Source organism: Flaviflagellibacter deserti (assembly GCF_042652085.1).
In the GTDB taxonomy this organism is placed as follows: Bacteria; Pseudomonadota; Alphaproteobacteria; order Rhizobiales; family Methylopilaceae; genus Flaviflagellibacter; species Flaviflagellibacter deserti.
Window position 1 is genome coordinate 266,198 of the sequence record NZ_JBHSJF010000005.1, and the last position, 15,546, is coordinate 281,743.

Here is a 15,546-nt window from a genome sequence, read left to right on the forward strand (position 1 = left end):
CCCGGCGCGCAACGCACCTTATGACGGCGCCCGTGCCCAGGTGGCGGAATTGGTAGACGCGCTGGCTTCAGGTGCCAGTGGCTTAACGGCCGTGAAGGTTCGAGTCCTTTCCTGGGCACCAGAAATCCCGAAGAACGCTTAGAAGCTCTCGGGTACTCAGTTCCCCGCTGGCATCATGTAGGCGTACAGGGTTCGCGTTGAATCATCGTACGGAAATCCCAACGTCCTGACGGTATCGAGCTGATTGCCGCCCAACACCCACAGTTTGTCCTCATCCCAATCCAGCAAGAAACCGACATGCCCTCTTCCGGTGGCCCAAGCAGTGTCGCCCTTGTCGAAGGGATAGTTCCGAAATACGGCTAGGCACCCGTAAGCTGGACGGCTCAGCCGCCGAAATCGGTTGTGCCGATTGTGGTAGAACGAGCGTGAGCCGACGTGACTGGTGCCAAGGTAGCCAGCCGCCTCTAGACAGTGATTGCAGAAGGCCGCGCACCAATCGATCTCGTCGCCACCCGGCCCGGGCCCGACTTCACGGCACGACCTGAAATACTGCATGATCCTGGGGTTATCACCGGGGTCCCATTCAGTCCGCTCTCTCGCGGGCAGCGCCGCTTCGCCCTTGGCGATTCTCATCCAGTCCTGCGCCGAGCGGGCTGCGGTCCGCGTTGGTCGCGATTTATTCGGTTTATCAACGCGAACCATACCCTCGGCCCAACCGGAGGCATCTTTCACCGTTCCTGCCAGCCTCCGCATCTCTTCCTCGCTTAGGGAGGATACGGACCTTGCTGCCTCCAGGCCGGAACGGCGAGCCAAGTCGGCAATCTCGTCTCCGGCGTCGATTGGCACGACAGCGAACTCCTGGATAATCTCGCCTACGGACCTTCGCGAATAAGCGGGGGTAGCCAGAAGTTCGACGCACGCACTCCAGCCAATCGTCTCGTCTGGGAAGATCGCGAACGTCCCGTCATCGCCCACAGCTCCGTAAGCGGTAGCAAAGGTTCCGGCGGACAAACCGATGGGATTGGCATTTCGCCACCCTGAAGAGCCCCCTTCGCGTATCAGTTCCTCGTCCGTTGCAGAGTCCGAGAGGATGACCCGTCGGGGCCCAGCGGTGCGTGCATGATCGTAGGGCATGGCGACATCCCTCGTTGGCAAACATGCGATCGGCCCTTAGGGCGGCGTGTAGAGGCCCACGACGCAGTCCCTGTCGTTCGGGCTGATCCTAGAATTGAGAGTCGAACTGAAGCCGTTGAGAGTCCAATGTGACGGTATCGGGTAGAGCATCACGGAGCGAACATCGAAAGCACCGCTGCGAACGCATTCGTAGTCGCGTCCAAACTTGTTGAAGATGTTTTCTTCGCAGTCGCGACGCGACCATCCTTCCCGAGCCATGTCGCGGATCACGGCTGGTTTATTCCAGACAATCGGGACACTCGGATTCTGGTGTTCATGGGAAAGCCCTAGCGCATGGCCGAACTCATGTGTCACCGCACGTTCGTCCTGGCTCTCAAGATTCATCGTGGCGCTGTGTGGAGCTACGTTGGCGCTTTCTCGTCCGACTAGAGACTTGTTGCCGCCAGGGCCGAAGTGAATGGCGATCTGCGATTGAGATTGCCGTACGCCAAACTTGAATTGAAGCTTGGTGCCGAGCGCACCACTAAGCCAATTGTTGGAGTATCGCTGGACATTTCGGTGCAAGCTGGCGTCACCATTGATGAAATGAACGCTGAGGGTGATTTTTCTTCCACCTGGTGTCATCCCGTCGTTCCGACGCCAACGTTTCTGGAAATTGGCCGTGCCGCGTGGGGTTAGCCTGAAGTCGGCGATAGCCGCATCAAGGAGTTCGCGGTCAAATCCGACGTCTTCGGCGTAGCTATCGAGCATCCGGGAGGCACTGCGAGAGACTATTGGCTCTTTTGTTGAGCAGATGAAGTCCTCTCGACTGCGTGCGAGAGTGCTTCGCGCCGACAGCGAGCAGCAGCAACCGAGAACGAACGCTCTCCTGGTGATCACTGGAGCGCCCCCTGCAGACACAGAGAGAAAAACACACTATTTAGTTGTCGTCTAGCGACTCATACAATCATGATAATGGCCTGTCGCGGCTCGACGCCAATGAGGCTCAGGGAGCAGTTCACTCGTTCAGCGATCTGGCATCAGCTTCACGTGTCGCTCACCCCAATCGACGACCTCCCTAAGCTGAGCGGCAAGCTGGTCCAGACCGACTCCAGCGATACGCGCTCGGATCAGCGGCACATTGAGTCCTCGGCTACCGCTGCAAATGCCTCGAAGTCCGACTGAAGCGTCGAATTGGTTTGCGTCCAATGGACCGCTTCCCTCTCTCCCAAGAATTTCCAGAGCATTGCGCTTAGCTGACCGTGTAACGAGGGCGCGCAAGGATGGCTCCGCTCAGCTCGTTTTGGCATTGTCCTTCCGCATGGCCTGAACGCCTCTGACGAGAAGCAGAGCCGGTCCGGGCAGTAGCAGATAGCAGATCGCTCCGACCCGAAGCGTCGTATCGATGCTGAACTCGATGCTCGTCAACACGGCGACACCTGCCGCAAGCACGCCCGCTGCGCCGTTGATGCCCCAGAACCACGGGGTCGGTCTCTGGTCGATCCTTGAGACCAGCCGCATCCCAGTCGGAAAACCGAATCCCATGAGGAAGCCGGCCGGGGCGAGAACCAGGACGGTCAGCAGGGCCCTGAACGGCAGGCTTGCACTCTCCAGCTGGAGCAGGACCTGGGGAAGCCACGAAGACAGGGCGAGGAGATACGCGCCGGTGAGCGCCGACCAGCCAATCAGCCGAGGGCTGCTGTCGAGTAAGACGCGCTCGGACGCCAGGCTGCCGACGCCGGTTGATAGGATCAGGCTGAAGAGGACGATGCTGAGGGCATAGACCGGATGGCCCAGGAATACGCTGATGCGTTGCAGCAGGGCGATTTCGACCATCATGAAGCCGATGCCGATCAGCGTGAAGTACGCTGTTCCAGCGATGGTGAGCGTTGACGCCGCGGCGCTCACGGTAGACCGAAGCGGAACGATGATCGTCGCCGCGACGAGAATTGCCGAGATGAGGATCAGCATGGCCAGCGTCAGGGTCGCGCTCAGGTTGCCTTGATAGACGCCCGGCCTGGACGCCACTGCGAAGAGGTCCTGATCAAGCAGGCGATCGAGCCGCAATTGGTTGAAGAAGAACGGGCGAGCGTCGGTCGGCGCGCTCAGGTCCAGATAGGAGGCGCGCGTGGCGCGCTGGAGGCTGTCGCCGTCGGGCGCCGAGACGATGCTTTCAAGCAGCGGCGAGGCCGCTGGCGCCTGTGGGTCCAACAGGACGGAAAACGCGTAAGTCGCCGCCGCTTTCCGCAGGGCGTCCAAAGCCTGGTCCGATAGAGGCGAGCGCGACGCCACAATGGTCGCGACCTGACCTGATGAAGCCATGAATACATGCCGCTTTGGATCGGCCGCCCCGAGAGATTGAAGAGTCGCGATCGCGAGGCTCACCATGCGGCCGGTCTCGTTGACCTCGCCGGGGGCATGCCAGCGGCTCACGGTAAACACGCCCTCGGGGGTCAGACGCTCAAGGAAGATCCGCCACGCCTCAACGGTGTAGAGACCATTCTCCGACAAGGTGAAGGCGCCGGCTCCCGTGGCGGCCCAGGTGTCGATCAGACTCATCTGGATGATGTCGAAGGCGCGATCGGTACGGGCGAACCAGCTTCGCGCCTCGTCGATCTCGAAGGTCATGCCGGGCTGACGGCCGATGGCCGTGTAACCCGAGTATTGCCGCGTCAGCAGATCGATCAAGATCGGGTTGATCTCGACTCCGACCACCTCCGAGAGACCGAACAGGCGCGCGGACAGCATGTCTCTGCCGCCGCCGACGCCGATCACGGCCCCGGTCTGAAGACCGGGGAGCGCATAGGCGAGGTTCGTCACGTCGTAGCGGAGGAACGCAACTTCATCGAGATCGCCAGAGAAGCGATAGACCGCCGTTGCGGCGCCGCCGTCGATGGTCATCCAGCGCTGCTCGATCTGGTCGGGAGCAAACCTGATCGACGGCCCCCACAGCATCGGTGGTGCCTTGTCGCTTTGGCTGACCGTAATGCGCGAGAACGAGTTCCATTTTTCGTAGGCGATCGTCTCCGGCTGCTCGATCTTGTCCTTGACGATCGTTGGCCGGATGCCTTCGGTCGCGCTGTTCGCGGCTGCCAAGGCCACCAGGCAGCCCAGCACGACCCAGCGGTGCCGGAAAAGCCTGGCCGCGATCGGTCGACCAGGCGGAAAGCCCCCGAGGCCCGCTCGGGCGAAGAGCAGGCCCCCCGCGGCGCCGAGAACCGCAATCCAGAGCATCGCCGAGGGACCGCTGACCAGGTTGAGCAGCGCCAGGGCACCAAGGCAGCCCAGAGCTGCGCCGAGCAGATCCACGCCATAGACGATGCCGACCGGATAGGGGCTGCGCGTCAGCGCCAGGCTGACGACGATGCCGGAAAAGAAGAATGGCAGCGAAAGGGCGATGGCGAACTCGGCCCAGACGACGAGCGACATGACCGATGCCGGCAGACTCGTGACGATGGTGAGCTGCACCAGGACCGCAAAGACGGTCGCCAGGGCGAAGCCGAGCGAAGCGACACTCAGATGATAGGGCAATTGCGCGGGACGGTTGGCCCCGGAGCCAAAGTAAACCCAGACCGCCCCGGCAGTGAGGCCGAACATCGCGATGCTGACGACGAAGAACGCGAGATGATACCAGGACGTGACGGAGATGATCCGGGTTTCGACAACCTGCAGCATCAGGGTCGCCGCAGTGATCACACCGAGGCCCGCATAGAATGGCAGCCGTCGCGGGACCTCCTGCAATCGCGCCTCCATGTCACGGTTGCATCGATCAGCCAGCTAGGTCCGTAGGACCTGACTCAGCAAAGACGAGTCTGCCGATACAAACCCGCATGACAGCTATCGCTGCCAACCTAGCCGCTGCGTTCTTGGCGTCTCGGAGCGGCGGTCCGGCGACATCTTCTCAGCACGCGCCTTGCCGCTTTTGGCCCCGAGAGCCTTAGCGGCAGGGTCTTTCCTATCATCAATGGGCGCGCCTTCCTCAATCTCTCCCGTAGCAATACGAGCGATGTGGATTGCGCTGCCGATTACGTCGGCGGGGCGCTCTTCGCCTTAGGTCCCATGGGCACCCGTTACCTCGTTCAGGATGTGCGTTTCCGCCTGAGATACGGCGGCGATGTGGAGTTCAGCTTCCTCATAGGTGCGGAAGGGCACTGCGCTCACGTCTCCGGTTGGCAGGTGCGTCACCGCCAAGAACGGGAACTCGGCACGAGGGGGAGTGTAAACGGTGTACCAAATGCCGTTGTCTGTAAGTGGCATGTCCGGCTCCTGCTATGCGCCAAGCATATATGACCAACGGCCTGAAGCGACACAACGTCGGGCACTTTAAATCTCAAATTGGGACACCACCAGTTTCGACCTGCTCCGCAAATTGCAGAGCTGGTGCACGTCTTTCGAGGACAGGAGACAGACCGCGCTGCGCTCGCCCGGGCGGAGGCGAATGCGCGGCCGCGTCCGTCTCCGCCACTCTTCAGTCTCACACGCCGCGCTGCGTCCGCGTCAGGCCGTCGCGCGATTCTTGATCAGGCCGATGATCGCCGTGAGGATGGCGCCGCCCGCCCCGCCGCTGATCAGATGCGTCACGATCGTGCCGAGGCTGAAATCGCCGCTCGCGACCGATGCGCTGACGGCCGGGATCAGCATGGTCACGATCTGGCCGAGGACGCCGCCGCCAACCGCGCCGGCGATCAGATTTCCGATCATTCCGAGATCGAAATTGGGAGACGCCTTGCCCGCCGCTCCCCCGCCGACCGCACCGGCGATCAGGTTTATCAGGATCTGCTCCATGGTCGTTACCTCCGTTGGTGGCAGGATTCTTGGCCTGCTCAACCGCCGCGATTATGCGCCTCGTCGTCTCGCCGACCAATAATGAAGAAAATATTGGGAGCTCCCAGACCAAGGGATCAACAGCTTTCGCCGTGACGTACGATAGGATTTGCAATCTCAAATCGCCTCCCCTAACAGCATCAATACCGTGACCGGCAGTCGGCTCAGGCTCCCTTCTGGCCACCATCTTTTCCAAACTTGTCGAGCCGGGCTCATGCCGCCCATCGGAAACGGTCGCGACCGTTCCCTGCTCGCCCGGACACTGACGAACCGACATGACGACGACGATCACCATCCGCCGCCCCGACGACTGGCACGTTCACCTGCGCGACGGCGAGATGCTGAAGGCCGTGGTGCCCTACACCGCGCGCCATTTCGGGCGCGCGATCATCATGCCGAACCTCGTGCCGCCGGTGACGACCAGCGCGAGCGCGGCCGCATACCGCGATCGCATCATGGCGGCCGTGCCGCGGGGCGTGTCGTTCACGCCGCTGATGACCGCCTATCTCACTGACACGACCGACGCGGACGACATCGGCGCCGGCCATCGCGACGGCGTGCTGACGGCGGTGAAGCTCTATCCAGCCCACGCCACGACCAATTCCAGCCACGGCGTCACCGACATCAAATCGGTCGCGCCGGTGCTCGAGGCGATGCAGCGCGCGGGAATGCCGCTCCTCGTCCACGGCGAGGTCACCTCGCCCGACATCGACATCTTCGATCGCGAAGCGGTGTTCATCGACCGCGTGCTGACGCCGCTCCTCGCCGATTTCCCGGCGTTGAAGGTTGTGATGGAGCACATCACCACGCAGGAGGCCGCCGAGTTCGTCGCCGCCAACGCGCCCCGGCTCGGCGCGACGATCACGCCGCAGCACCTGATGCTGAACCGCAATGCGCTGTTCGTAGGCGGCGTCCGCCCGCATTTCTATTGTCTGCCGGTGCTGAAGCGCGAGCGTCACCAGATCGCCCTCCGCAAGGCGGCGACGAGCGGCCAGTCCTGCTATTTCCTCGGAACCGACACCGCGCCGCATCTGCGCCACCTCAAGGAAGCGGCCTGCGGCTGCGCCGGCGTCTTCTCCGCGCCGGTGGCGCTCGGCTGCTACGCGCAGGTCTTCGCCGAGGAGAACGCACTCGACCGCTTCGAGGCCTTCGCCTCGCTGAACGGCCCGGCATTCTATGGTCTGCCCGCCAACGAGGACCGGATCACGCTCGTCAGCGGCCACTCGAACGGCTCTGCCATGGTCCCGGTCTCGAAAGACGGCGAACTCGTCACCTTCGAGCCGATCGAGCCCATCACCTGGGCCGTCCGGAACGCTACCTCCGCCTGATCCCCATCGTCGCCGCCAGCCCCATCATCACCGAATTCCTCGGCGCGGGACCGGGAAGTTCGGTCATCGCGCGCAGGCGGTCGGCGATCTCGACCAGTTGCTCGCTATAGGGCCTGCGGTTCCGCAGCTGCGCGATGTTGAAACTGCCCCGCCGCGACGAGAGCGTCAGGACATCGATGCGGGTGCCGTCGCTGCGCGACGAGAAGATGTAGAGGTCGGCGATCTCCCCGAACGCGAGCGTGGTGATGTCGACGCCGGACGTTTTCGTCGTCCGGACCGTGATCGTCTGCGCATTGCGGTCGAACACCGTCTCGACGAGGAGCGTCTGCGCCTTCACCCACAACAGGGCGATGGCGATCCAGGCGGCGATCGCCGCGACGATGACGACGAGCATGTAGGACTCCGGCCCCACGATCTGCCGGTTGATCGCACTGAAAACTGCCACCACCGCCACGCCCGCGATGACCGCGGTCCAGAGCGGCCTGTTCAGGGGCTTCGGTTCGTAATGAAGCGTCAGATGCGCTCCGAGCTCCGTCAGGCGGATCACGTCAGCCGGCCGCCCCCGAGAAGAAGAAGTCGACCAGGAGCTTCGCGTTCAGCACCGCGATCACCACCGCGATGACTGACGCGAAGGCGGTCAGCCAGATCGGCGCGATCAGTTCGCCCATCTTGGAACGGCTGGCCGTGAACATCACCAGCGGAAACACCGCGAAGGACAGCTGCAGGCTGAGCACGACCTGGCTCAGGATCAGGAGCTGCGCCGTGCCGCTTTCGCCGTACCAGATCGTCACTCCCGCCGCCGGCACGATGGCGATCGCCCGGGTGATGAGACGCCGCAGCCAGGGCTGAAGCCTGATGTGGAGGAAGCCTTCCATGACGATCTGGCCGGCCAACGTCGCCGTCACCGTCGAGTTGATGCCGCAGCAGAGCAGCGCCACGCCGAAGAGCGTCGGCGCGATGGCCAGGCCGAGCAGCGGCGCGAGCAGCGAATGCGCCTCGCCAAGTTCCGCCACCTCGGTACGACCGGTCTGGTGGAACGTCGCCGCGGCCAGGATCAGGATCGAGGCGTTGATCGTCAGCGCGAACATCAGCGCGACGGTGGAATCGATCGTCGCGAATTTCAGCGCCTGCCGCTTTTCCGGAACGCTCGTTCCGTAATCGCGGGTCTGCACGATGCCGGAGTGCAGGTAGAGGTTATGCGGCATCACGGTGGCGCCCAGAATGCCGAGCGCGATGTAGAGCATCTCCGGATTGGTCACGATCTCGGTCGTCGGCGCGAAGCCCTTGATCACTTCGCCCCAGTTCGGATCGGCGAGCGCGATCTGGATGCCGAAGCAGACGGCGATCACGCCGAGCAGCGTGATGATCAGCGCCTCGACCCAGCGGAAGCCGAGCTTCTGCAGATAGAGAATCAGGAACACGTCGAGCGCGGTGATGACGACGCCGATCTCGAGCGGAATTCCGAAGATGAGGTTGAGGCCGATCGCCGTGCCGATGACCTCGGCGATATCGGTCGCGATGATCGCGACCTCGGCGAGGAACCACAGCACCATGGCGACGGGCTTCGGGAAGGCGTCGCGGCAGGCCTGGGCGAGGTCACGGCCCGAGGCGATTGCGAGTCGCGCGCAGAGCGACTGCAGAACGATCGCCATGATGTTCGAGATCAGCGCGACGACGAGCAGCGTGTAGCCGAATCTCGAACCGCCGGCGAGCGAGGTCGCCCAGTTGCCGGGGTCCATGTAGCCGACGGCGACGAGATAGCCGGGGCCGATGAAGGCCGCGGCCCGACGCCAGGCTGTCTTGGATTTTACGGGGATCGTCCGATGGACTTCCGCGAGCGAGGGCTCCTTGCGCTGCAATTGCCAGCCGAACCCTTCGGGCGCACGCATATCCATCGGCAACCTCATTGCAATTGCAAGTCATTCGCAACCGTACATGAGATCGTCGCTTCTGCAAGGGCACGCAGAATCGGCAAAGGATTTGACGCGCCCCTACCGCTCCCTGATTACCGGGCTTGAGGGACCATCGGAAACCGGGGCAGAGATGCCGCCCGCCGGTTCAGGATCAAGGCTGAACTATCGTGAAATAAGGCCCCTTCGGCTTCTCGCTCGCGCCGGTGATCTCGGTCACTTTGTTGGAGACCGGCTTGATGCTCTTCAGATATGTCGCAAGCGCCGAGGCGTCGGCATCGTTCAGCGCCGCATAGGATCGCCAGGGCATGGCCGGCGAGAGTATCCTGCCGTCAGGCCGGGTCCCGGTGCGAACCGCGGTGATAATCTCCTGCTCGGTCCAGGCACCGAGGCCGGTATCTGTGTCCGGCGTCAGGTTCGCCGGATAGAAAATACCGAGACCGGGAATCTGGAAGCCGACCTCGGAACCGGCAAGCGCACGGCTGAAATCCGGCTTGCCGAGAAACATGCCCGGGGTGTGGCAGCCGCCGCAATCCATGATCGAGGCGAGATATTCGCCCCGTTTCACCTGGCTCTGCGCGAAGGCAGGGCCCGCAAGCATCAGCATGGCCGCAAACGACGCAATGAACGCCTTGCTCTTTTTCATATTCCCTCCTCGTCTGCTTTGACAGGAAGGTGGCGGGGTAGCCGAGCCGTGTTTCGCTCCGATTACATCACGCGCCCTGTTTGTTTCTGCCGTGAAATCCGCCGTCAGGCCCTTGCCGGCATTATTTGGTCGAGCGGCCCGGCACCCGTCTCTTGCTGCTCTCCCGGCAGGAGTGTTACGTCCGCCTTGATTTCCTTGCACCCGCGGGTCGTCGTCGACCGCCCCGGCCTTCAGATTGGCAGCGACCATGACCTTCCGACTGCACCGCGGCGACCTTCCCGACGGCCTCACCTTTTCCGGCTCCGTGGCGATCGACACCGAGACGCTCGGCCTCAACCACAATCGCGACCGGCTGTGTCTGGTCCAGATCTCGGGCGGCGACGGCACGGCGGAACTCGTCCAGATCGTTCCAGGGCAGAACCGGGCGCCCAATCTGGAAGCCCTGCTGCGCGACCGCTCGGTGCAGAAGCTGTTCCATTTCGCCCGCTTCGACGTCGCCATCCTGTTCAAGACCTTCAACGTCATGCCGGAACCTGTCTGGTGCACCAAGATCGCCTCGCGGCTCGTGCGCACCTACACCGACCGCCACGGCCTCAAGGATCTCTGCCGCGAACTGCTCGGTGTCGAGATCTCCAAGCAGCAGCAGAGTTCCGATTGGGGCGCGGAGACGCTCACCGACAGTCAGCTCGCTTATGCCGCGTCGGACGTCCTGTACCTCCACGCATTGAAAGCGCAGCTGGAATATCTACTTGCGCGTGAAGGCCGCACGGCTTTGGCTGAGGCCTGCTTCGCCTTCCTGCCCATCCGCGCAGCCCTCGATCTCACGGGGTTTGAGAATGAGGACATATTCGCGCATTCCTGACGCCGACGCGCGAGGCTGAGACGTGTCGACCGCCGGCATTACAGCGCGACGTCCGCTGCGATCCCGCAGCGTGGACGCGCGTCAGGCTGCATTCCGGGCGGCGATCCGGCATTCGCGCTATGTCCGCCTGCTCAGGATCGGCCTGCCGTCCTTTGCCGTCCTTCTTGCCGCCGCGTTTGTGGCGTCAATCATCATTGATCCACGCTCCAGGATCGGGCCGCAAGTGGATGTCGAAAGTCTTGGTCTGACAGGCGCAACGATCACCATGCAGAAGCCGAAGCTGACAGGCTATAGCGCCGAAGGACGGCCATATCAGGTCAATGCCGAGCGAGCCGAGCAGAGTCTCGGCGAACCGCATAAGGTCGCGCTCGTCCAGATCGACGGCCGGATGCAGAATCGCGACGATGGCTGGCTGACCCTCGTTGCCGACACCGGCAATATCGATAACGACAAGAAGCTCATGGACCTCAGCGGCAAGATCCGCCTCGCCAACGATCTCGGCGATCGCGCGCTGCTGGCGACGGCCCATATCGATTTCGGAGGCGGCGACCTGACCACCAAGGATCCCGTCGATCTCGCCTTCGGCGAAACGACTTTGCGCGCTGACCGGATGCAGATTTTCGACAATGGCAACCAGGCCCTGTTCCAGGGCAATGTCGTGATGGTCATCACGCCAAAGCCTGACGACCTTCCGGCCGCGACCGGGGCTGCGCAATGACGGCCCTTCGTCTCCTCCTCGCTCTGCCCCTGCTGGCCGCTCTGTCGACATCGCCCTCGCTCGCCCAGCAGGCCGTGACGGATGCGTTCAAGGGCTTCAGCGGCCGCTCCGACCAGCCGGTCAAGATCGAGGCCGACCGGCTCGACGTCCGCGAGTCCGATCAGGCGGCGATCTTCACCGGCAACGTCTTCGTCCAGCAGGGCGATTCCACGCTGCGCTCGAGCAAGCTGACCGTGTTCTACGACAACAAGCCCGCCGCCAAGGGCGCAGCCCCGGCCGCTGCAGCAGCTAGCTCGCAGGCCGGCCGCAATATCCGCCGCATCGAGGCCGAGGGCAGCGTCGTCGTCCAGTCGAAGGACCAGCACGCGACCGGCGATCGCGGCATCTTCGATCTTCCGAGCAACACCGTGACCGTCACCGGCAACGTCGTCCTGACACAGGGCCAGAACGTCCTGCGCGGCAACAAGCTCGTCGTCGATCTGACGACGCAGCAGTCGAAGCTCGAAAGCGCGGCCTCCGGGGGACGCGTCCAGGGCGTCTTCGGCCCGGCGAAACCGGCGCCGCAATGACGGAGCGGGCGTGATCTTCCCGTTCTTCAAGCGAAAACCGCCTCGATCCCAAGCGAACGGCAGCTTCCAGTCCTACGGTCAGGGCTGGTTGCAGGCCTATGGCCTGGAGAAGAGCTATCGCGGCCGCCGCGTCGTGCATGGCGTCAGTCTGGCCGTCGCGCGCGGCGAGGCCGTCGGCATCCTCGGCCCGAACGGCGCCGGCAAGACGACGACCTTCTACATGATCACCGGCCTCGTCCCGGCCGACGGCGGCCGCATCGAGCTCAACGGCTACGACGTCACCAAATTGCCGATGTATCGCCGCGCCCGCCTCGGCATCGGATATCTGCCGCAGGAAGCCTCGATCTTTCGCGGCCTGACGGTGGAGGAAAACATCCGCGCCGTGCTCGAACTCGTCGAGCCCGACAGGAAGCGCCGCCGCTACGACCTCGAAAGCCTGCTCGATGAGTTCGGCCTGACCGCGCTTCGCAAATCGCCGTCGATCGCTCTGTCGGGCGGCGAGCGGCGGCGCGTCGAGATCGCCCGCGCGCTGGCCAGCCGTCCGGATTTCATGCTGCTGGACGAGCCTTTCGCCGGCATCGATCCGATCGCGGTCAACGATATCCGCATCCTCGTGCGGCATCTCACCGCGCGCGGGATCGGCGTCCTGATCACCGATCACAACGTCCGCGAGACGCTGACCCTCATTGATCGCGCCTACATCGTCCACTCCGGGCAGGTGCTGATGCAGGGCACACCCGAAGAAATCGTGGCGAGCGCGGACGTCCGGCGTCTTTACCTCGGAGAAGAATTCCGGCTCTAATCAGGCCCGAACCGGTTCTTATGCAAGAATCGTCCCAATTTCGGATCAGGTCAGGCCGTCGAACCAGATGTCGCTGTCTCCCAAGCTGATTTTACGGCAGAGCCAGTCGCTGGTGATGACCCCGCAGCTGATGCAGGCGATCAAGCTGCTTCAGCTGTCGAGCATGGACCTCGCGAGCTATGTCGCGCAGGAGATCGAATCCAATCCCCTCCTCGAACGGGCCGAGGGCGAGCCGGGCGGCGACGTCGATGACGGCGATCATCGCGGGGACGATGCCGTCGTCAGCTCCGAACCCCGCGACGGCGACTGGATGGAAGCGCGCCTGCCGGAAACCCGCGCCGAGATCGAGGAGCGTTTCGACACCGACCTCGGCAATGTCTTTCCCGACGAGGCCCCGGCCAACCGCTCCGGCGGCGAAACCTATACCGCCTCAGCCTGGTCCGGCGTCGGCACCGGCGGCGGTGAGGACGGCGACAACGGCGTCGAGGCCTATGTCTCGGCCGATGCCACCCTCATCGAACACCTCGAAAACCAGCTCGGCCTGACTGTCGCCGATGCCCGGCAGCGGATGATCGGTCGCGGCATCATCGATAGCGTCGATGAGACCGGCTACCTCTCCGAGCCGCTCGACCTGATCGCCGCCCGCCTCGGCGCCCCGTTGGACGAGGTCGAGGTCGTCCTACGCATCGTCCAGACCTTCGACCCGATCGGCGTTGCCGCCCGCTCGCTGGAAGAGTGCCTGACGATCCAGCTCCGCGAGAAGAACCGGTTCGACCCGGCCATGGCCGCGCTGATGAGGAACCTCGAACTCCTCGCCCGCCGCGACCTGCCGGCGCTCCGCCGCCTTTGCGGTGTCGACGGCGAGGATCTCGCCGAGATGATTGCCGAGCTCCGCGCGCTGACGCCGAAGCCGGGCCTCGCCTTCGGTGGTTCGCCGATCCAGCCGGTCGTCCCCGACGTCATGGTCCGCTCCGCGCCGGACGGTACCTGGCTGATCGAGCTCAATGCCGAGACGCTGCCGCGCCTTCTCGTCAATCAGAGCTATTACGCCACCGTCTCGCGCACCGCGAAGAACCAGGGCGAGAAGCAGTTCCTCGCCGAATGCCTGCAGACCGCGAACTGGCTCACCCGCAGCCTCGAACAGCGCGCCCGTACCATCCTCAAGGTCTCCGCCGAGATCGTCCGCCAGCAGGACGCGTTCCTCACTCACGGCGTCCATTTCCTGCGCCCGATGAATCTTCGCGCCGTCGCCGACGCCATCGGCATGCATGAATCGACCGTCTCGCGCGTCACCGCCAACAAATATGTCGCCACCCCGCGCGGCACGTTCGAGATGAAATACTTCTTCACCGCCGCCATCCCCTCGACCGGCCGCGCCGAGGCGCATTCGGCGGAGGCGGTCCGCCACCGGATCAGGCAGATGATCGAGGGCGAGGCGGCGGCGGACGTCCTGTCGGACGACGCGATCGTTCAGGCGTTGCGCGACTCAGGAATAGACATCGCACGCCGCACGGTAGCGAAATACCGCGAGGCGATGGGTATCCCATCCTCGGTTCAGCGCCGCCGGGAGAAGGTTTCCCCTCTGTAAAGGCCGCCTGTCCCCTGCCTGTACAAGCCCCTAGATTGACTTCCGCCGGTCCTGTCCGTAGGTCTTTTCCTCGCGCCCCGGCGGTATAGACCTTCGGCGCGCGGGGGCTGTCCTAACGTGACAACGTCGGCATCCGGTTTGCATCACTGCTCCCGGCGATACGGAACAGCAAAGAGCCATCACTCATGTTGAGCGACCTTCTCGCGCCTGGCGCGGTTATTCCCACGCTTAAGGTCCAGAGCAAGAAGCAGGCGATCCAGGAGCTTGCGGAGAAGGCTGCCGAGCTGGTCGGCATCCCGGAGCGCGAGATCTTCGAGACGCTTCTTCAGCGTGAGCGGCTTGGCTCGACCGGCGTCGGCAACGGCATCGCCATTCCGCACGGCAAGCTGGCCAAGATCGACAAGCTGTTCGGCCTGTTCGCGCGCCTCGAGCGGCCGATCGATTTCGACGCGCTCGACGCTGAGCCGGTCGATCTCGTTTTCCTGCTGCTGGCCCCTGAGGCCGCCGGCGCCGACCACCTCAAGGCGCTGGCCCGCGTCGCCCGCGTTCTGCGCGATCCGCAGACCGCGCAGAAGCTCCGCGCGACCCGCGATCCGGCCGCGCTCCACGCGGTCCTGACCCAGGCGGCCGCGGCCCCGTCCAACGCGGCCTGACCGGCCCGCCTCCCCTTTAAGAAAACGGAAACCACGTTCCACCGCATTTTCGTAAAATCGAAAATGTCCGGAACTGGGTAGCACTACGCACAGTTGCCCATAAGACTGATTTATTGGGAGCCCGGCAGCTTCCACTCTTATGGAGACAAAGATGCGGACCGTGCTCGTAGTGGAAGATGAAGCGATTATTGCGCTTGATCTTGCCTGCTCCATCGAACAACTCGGATATCGGGTTCTGGGGCCGGCAAGCAACGGCGCCGACGCGCAACGCATCGCACGGACCGAACGCCCCGATCTGCTTCTGATGGACGTTAGTATTCAGGGCTCGACCGACGGCATCGACACGGCGCGCCTCATCACCGACGAATTTCCGGCATATGTCGTCTTCCTCACGGCCCATTCCGACGAGGCCACCCGCCGCCGCGCCGAGAACGTCCGGCCGAAGGCGTTCCTGGCCAAGCCCTGCACGGCGCGGCAGATGCAGAGCGTGCTCGCGGCGGCATTCGCCTGAGGACGCGAAGCGTCTTTCCCGG

General features: G+C 63.6%; 16 protein-coding genes and 1 tRNA gene. 9 read left to right on the top strand and 8 right to left on the bottom strand.

Going from position 1 to position 15,546, the window contains the following annotated elements; translation table 11 throughout:
• Nucleotides 1-34: 34 nt before the first annotated feature.
• Nucleotides 35-121 (top strand) — tRNA-Leu (locus ACFPFW_RS05985).
• A gap of 35 nt (nt 122-156) precedes the next feature.
• On the opposite strand, the gene ACFPFW_RS05990 is transcribed toward ACFPFW_RS05985, so the two are convergent.
• The 5 genes from ACFPFW_RS05990 to ACFPFW_RS06010 form a co-directional block, all read right to left on the bottom strand.
• Nucleotides 157-1,134: a C40 family peptidase gene (locus tag ACFPFW_RS05990; protein ID WP_162799671.1), complete on the bottom strand. Its 978-nt coding sequence runs from the start codon at nt 1,132-1,134 to the stop codon at nt 157-159.
• 36 nt (nt 1,135-1,170) lie between these two features.
• Nucleotides 1,171-1,884, bottom strand: a complete 714-nt coding sequence (locus tag ACFPFW_RS05995; protein WP_162799672.1) for a M12 family metallopeptidase — start codon at nt 1,882-1,884, stop codon at nt 1,171-1,173.
• Nucleotides 1,885-2,406: 522 nt separating this feature from the next.
• Complete coding sequence (locus ACFPFW_RS06000) at nt 2,407-4,854, bottom strand: hypothetical protein (RefSeq protein WP_162799673.1); 2,448 nt, start codon at nt 4,852-4,854, stop codon at nt 2,407-2,409.
• Nucleotides 4,855-5,163: 309 nt separating this feature from the next.
• Nucleotides 5,164-5,370, bottom strand: coding sequence for a hypothetical protein (locus ACFPFW_RS06005; protein WP_114957054.1), 207 nt, complete (start codon nt 5,368-5,370; stop codon nt 5,164-5,166).
• Nucleotides 5,371-5,610: 240 nt separating this feature from the next.
• Nucleotides 5,611-5,898, bottom strand: a complete 288-nt coding sequence (locus ACFPFW_RS06010; RefSeq protein ID WP_114957055.1) for a hypothetical protein — start codon at nt 5,896-5,898, stop codon at nt 5,611-5,613.
• A 314-nt stretch (nt 5,899-6,212) separates the two neighbouring features.
• Between ACFPFW_RS06010 and pyrC the strand changes: the two genes are divergently transcribed.
• Nucleotides 6,213-7,265, top strand: coding sequence for a dihydroorotase (pyrC, locus tag ACFPFW_RS06015; RefSeq protein ID WP_114957056.1), 1,053 nt, complete (start codon nt 6,213-6,215; stop codon nt 7,263-7,265).
• Here pyrC and ACFPFW_RS06020 read toward each other — a convergent pair.
• From ACFPFW_RS06020 to ACFPFW_RS06030, 3 genes are all read right to left on the bottom strand, one after another.
• Complete coding sequence (locus tag ACFPFW_RS06020; RefSeq protein WP_114957057.1) at nt 7,252-7,812, bottom strand: hypothetical protein; 561 nt, start codon at nt 7,810-7,812, stop codon at nt 7,252-7,254. The two genes, pyrC and ACFPFW_RS06020, sit on opposite strands and share 14 nt — an antisense overlap.
• A gap of 1 nt (nt 7,813) precedes the next feature.
• Nucleotides 7,814-9,154: an Nramp family divalent metal transporter gene (locus ACFPFW_RS06025; RefSeq protein WP_114957084.1), complete on the bottom strand. Its 1,341-nt coding sequence runs from the start codon at nt 9,152-9,154 to the stop codon at nt 7,814-7,816.
• 175 nt (nt 9,155-9,329) lie between these two features.
• The gene (locus ACFPFW_RS06030) at nt 9,330-9,821 is read right to left on the bottom strand and encodes a c-type cytochrome (protein WP_114957058.1); all 492 of its coding nucleotides are present in this window, start codon (nt 9,819-9,821) and stop codon (nt 9,330-9,332) included.
• 247 nt (nt 9,822-10,068) lie between these two features.
• Between ACFPFW_RS06030 and ACFPFW_RS06035 the strand changes: the two genes are divergently transcribed.
• The 7 genes from ACFPFW_RS06035 (at nt 10,069) to ACFPFW_RS06065 (ending at nt 15,524) form a co-directional block, all read left to right on the top strand.
• Complete coding sequence (locus tag ACFPFW_RS06035; RefSeq protein ID WP_114957059.1) at nt 10,069-10,683, top strand: ribonuclease D; 615 nt, start codon at nt 10,069-10,071, stop codon at nt 10,681-10,683.
• Between the two features lie 70 nt (nt 10,684-10,753).
• Nucleotides 10,754-11,401: an LPS export ABC transporter periplasmic protein LptC gene (gene lptC / locus ACFPFW_RS06040; protein WP_162799674.1), complete on the top strand. Its 648-nt coding sequence runs from the start codon at nt 10,754-10,756 to the stop codon at nt 11,399-11,401.
• Nucleotides 11,398-11,970, top strand: coding sequence for an LptA/OstA family protein (locus ACFPFW_RS06045; RefSeq protein WP_114957061.1), 573 nt, complete (start codon nt 11,398-11,400; stop codon nt 11,968-11,970). Before lptC ends, ACFPFW_RS06045 begins: the two co-directional genes overlap by 4 nt.
• A 10-nt stretch (nt 11,971-11,980) precedes the next feature.
• Nucleotides 11,981-12,772: an LPS export ABC transporter ATP-binding protein gene (gene lptB / locus ACFPFW_RS06050; RefSeq protein ID WP_114957062.1), complete on the top strand. Its 792-nt coding sequence runs from the start codon at nt 11,981-11,983 to the stop codon at nt 12,770-12,772.
• A 67-nt stretch (nt 12,773-12,839) separates the two neighbouring features.
• A complete protein-coding gene (rpoN, locus tag ACFPFW_RS06055; RefSeq protein ID WP_114957063.1) occupies nt 12,840-14,360 on the top strand; it encodes an RNA polymerase factor sigma-54 in 1,521 nt (506 codons plus the stop codon).
• A 185-nt stretch (nt 14,361-14,545) separates the two neighbouring features.
• Nucleotides 14,546-15,013, top strand: coding sequence for a PTS IIA-like nitrogen regulatory protein PtsN (ptsN, locus tag ACFPFW_RS06060; protein ID WP_114957064.1), 468 nt, complete (start codon nt 14,546-14,548; stop codon nt 15,011-15,013).
• Nucleotides 15,014-15,164: 151 nt separating this feature from the next.
• Entirely contained in the window at nt 15,165-15,524 is a 360-nt protein-coding gene (locus tag ACFPFW_RS06065; RefSeq protein WP_162799675.1) for a response regulator, read from the top strand.
• Nucleotides 15,525-15,546 lie beyond the last annotated feature (22 nt).

Bases quoted from the DNA above. Each gene is read 5' to 3' on its own strand.
- ACFPFW_RS06045 (WP_114957061.1), top strand. From the start codon at position 11,398: ATGACGGCCCTTCGTCTCCTCCTCGCTCTGCCCCTGCTGGCCGCTCTG.
- ACFPFW_RS06035 (WP_114957059.1), top strand. From the start codon at position 10,069: ATGACCTTCCGACTGCACCGCGGCGACCTTCCCGACGGCCTCACCTTT.
- ACFPFW_RS06030 (WP_114957058.1), bottom strand. From the start codon at position 9,821: ATGAAAAAGAGCAAGGCGTTCATTGCGTCGTTTGCGGCCATGCTGATG.
- ACFPFW_RS06005 (WP_114957054.1), bottom strand. From the start codon at position 5,370: ATGCCACTTACAGACAACGGCATTTGGTACACCGTTTACACTCCCCCT.
- ACFPFW_RS06065 (WP_162799675.1), top strand. From the start codon at position 15,165: ATGCGGACCGTGCTCGTAGTGGAAGATGAAGCGATTATTGCGCTTGAT.
- ACFPFW_RS05990 (WP_162799671.1), bottom strand. From the start codon at position 1,134: ATGCCCTACGATCATGCACGCACCGCTGGGCCCCGACGGGTCATCCTC.
- ACFPFW_RS06010 (WP_114957055.1), bottom strand. From the start codon at position 5,898: ATGGAGCAGATCCTGATAAACCTGATCGCCGGTGCGGTCGGCGGGGGA.
- ACFPFW_RS05995 (WP_162799672.1), bottom strand. From the start codon at position 1,884: ATGCTCGATAGCTACGCCGAAGACGTCGGATTTGACCGCGAACTCCTT.
- ptsN (WP_114957064.1), top strand. From the start codon at position 14,546: ATGTTGAGCGACCTTCTCGCGCCTGGCGCGGTTATTCCCACGCTTAAG.
- ACFPFW_RS06025 (WP_114957084.1), bottom strand. From the start codon at position 9,154: ATGCGTGCGCCCGAAGGGTTCGGCTGGCAATTGCAGCGCAAGGAGCCC.
- pyrC (WP_114957056.1), top strand. From the start codon at position 6,213: ATGACGACGACGATCACCATCCGCCGCCCCGACGACTGGCACGTTCAC.
- rpoN (WP_114957063.1), top strand. From the start codon at position 12,840: ATGTCGCTGTCTCCCAAGCTGATTTTACGGCAGAGCCAGTCGCTGGTG.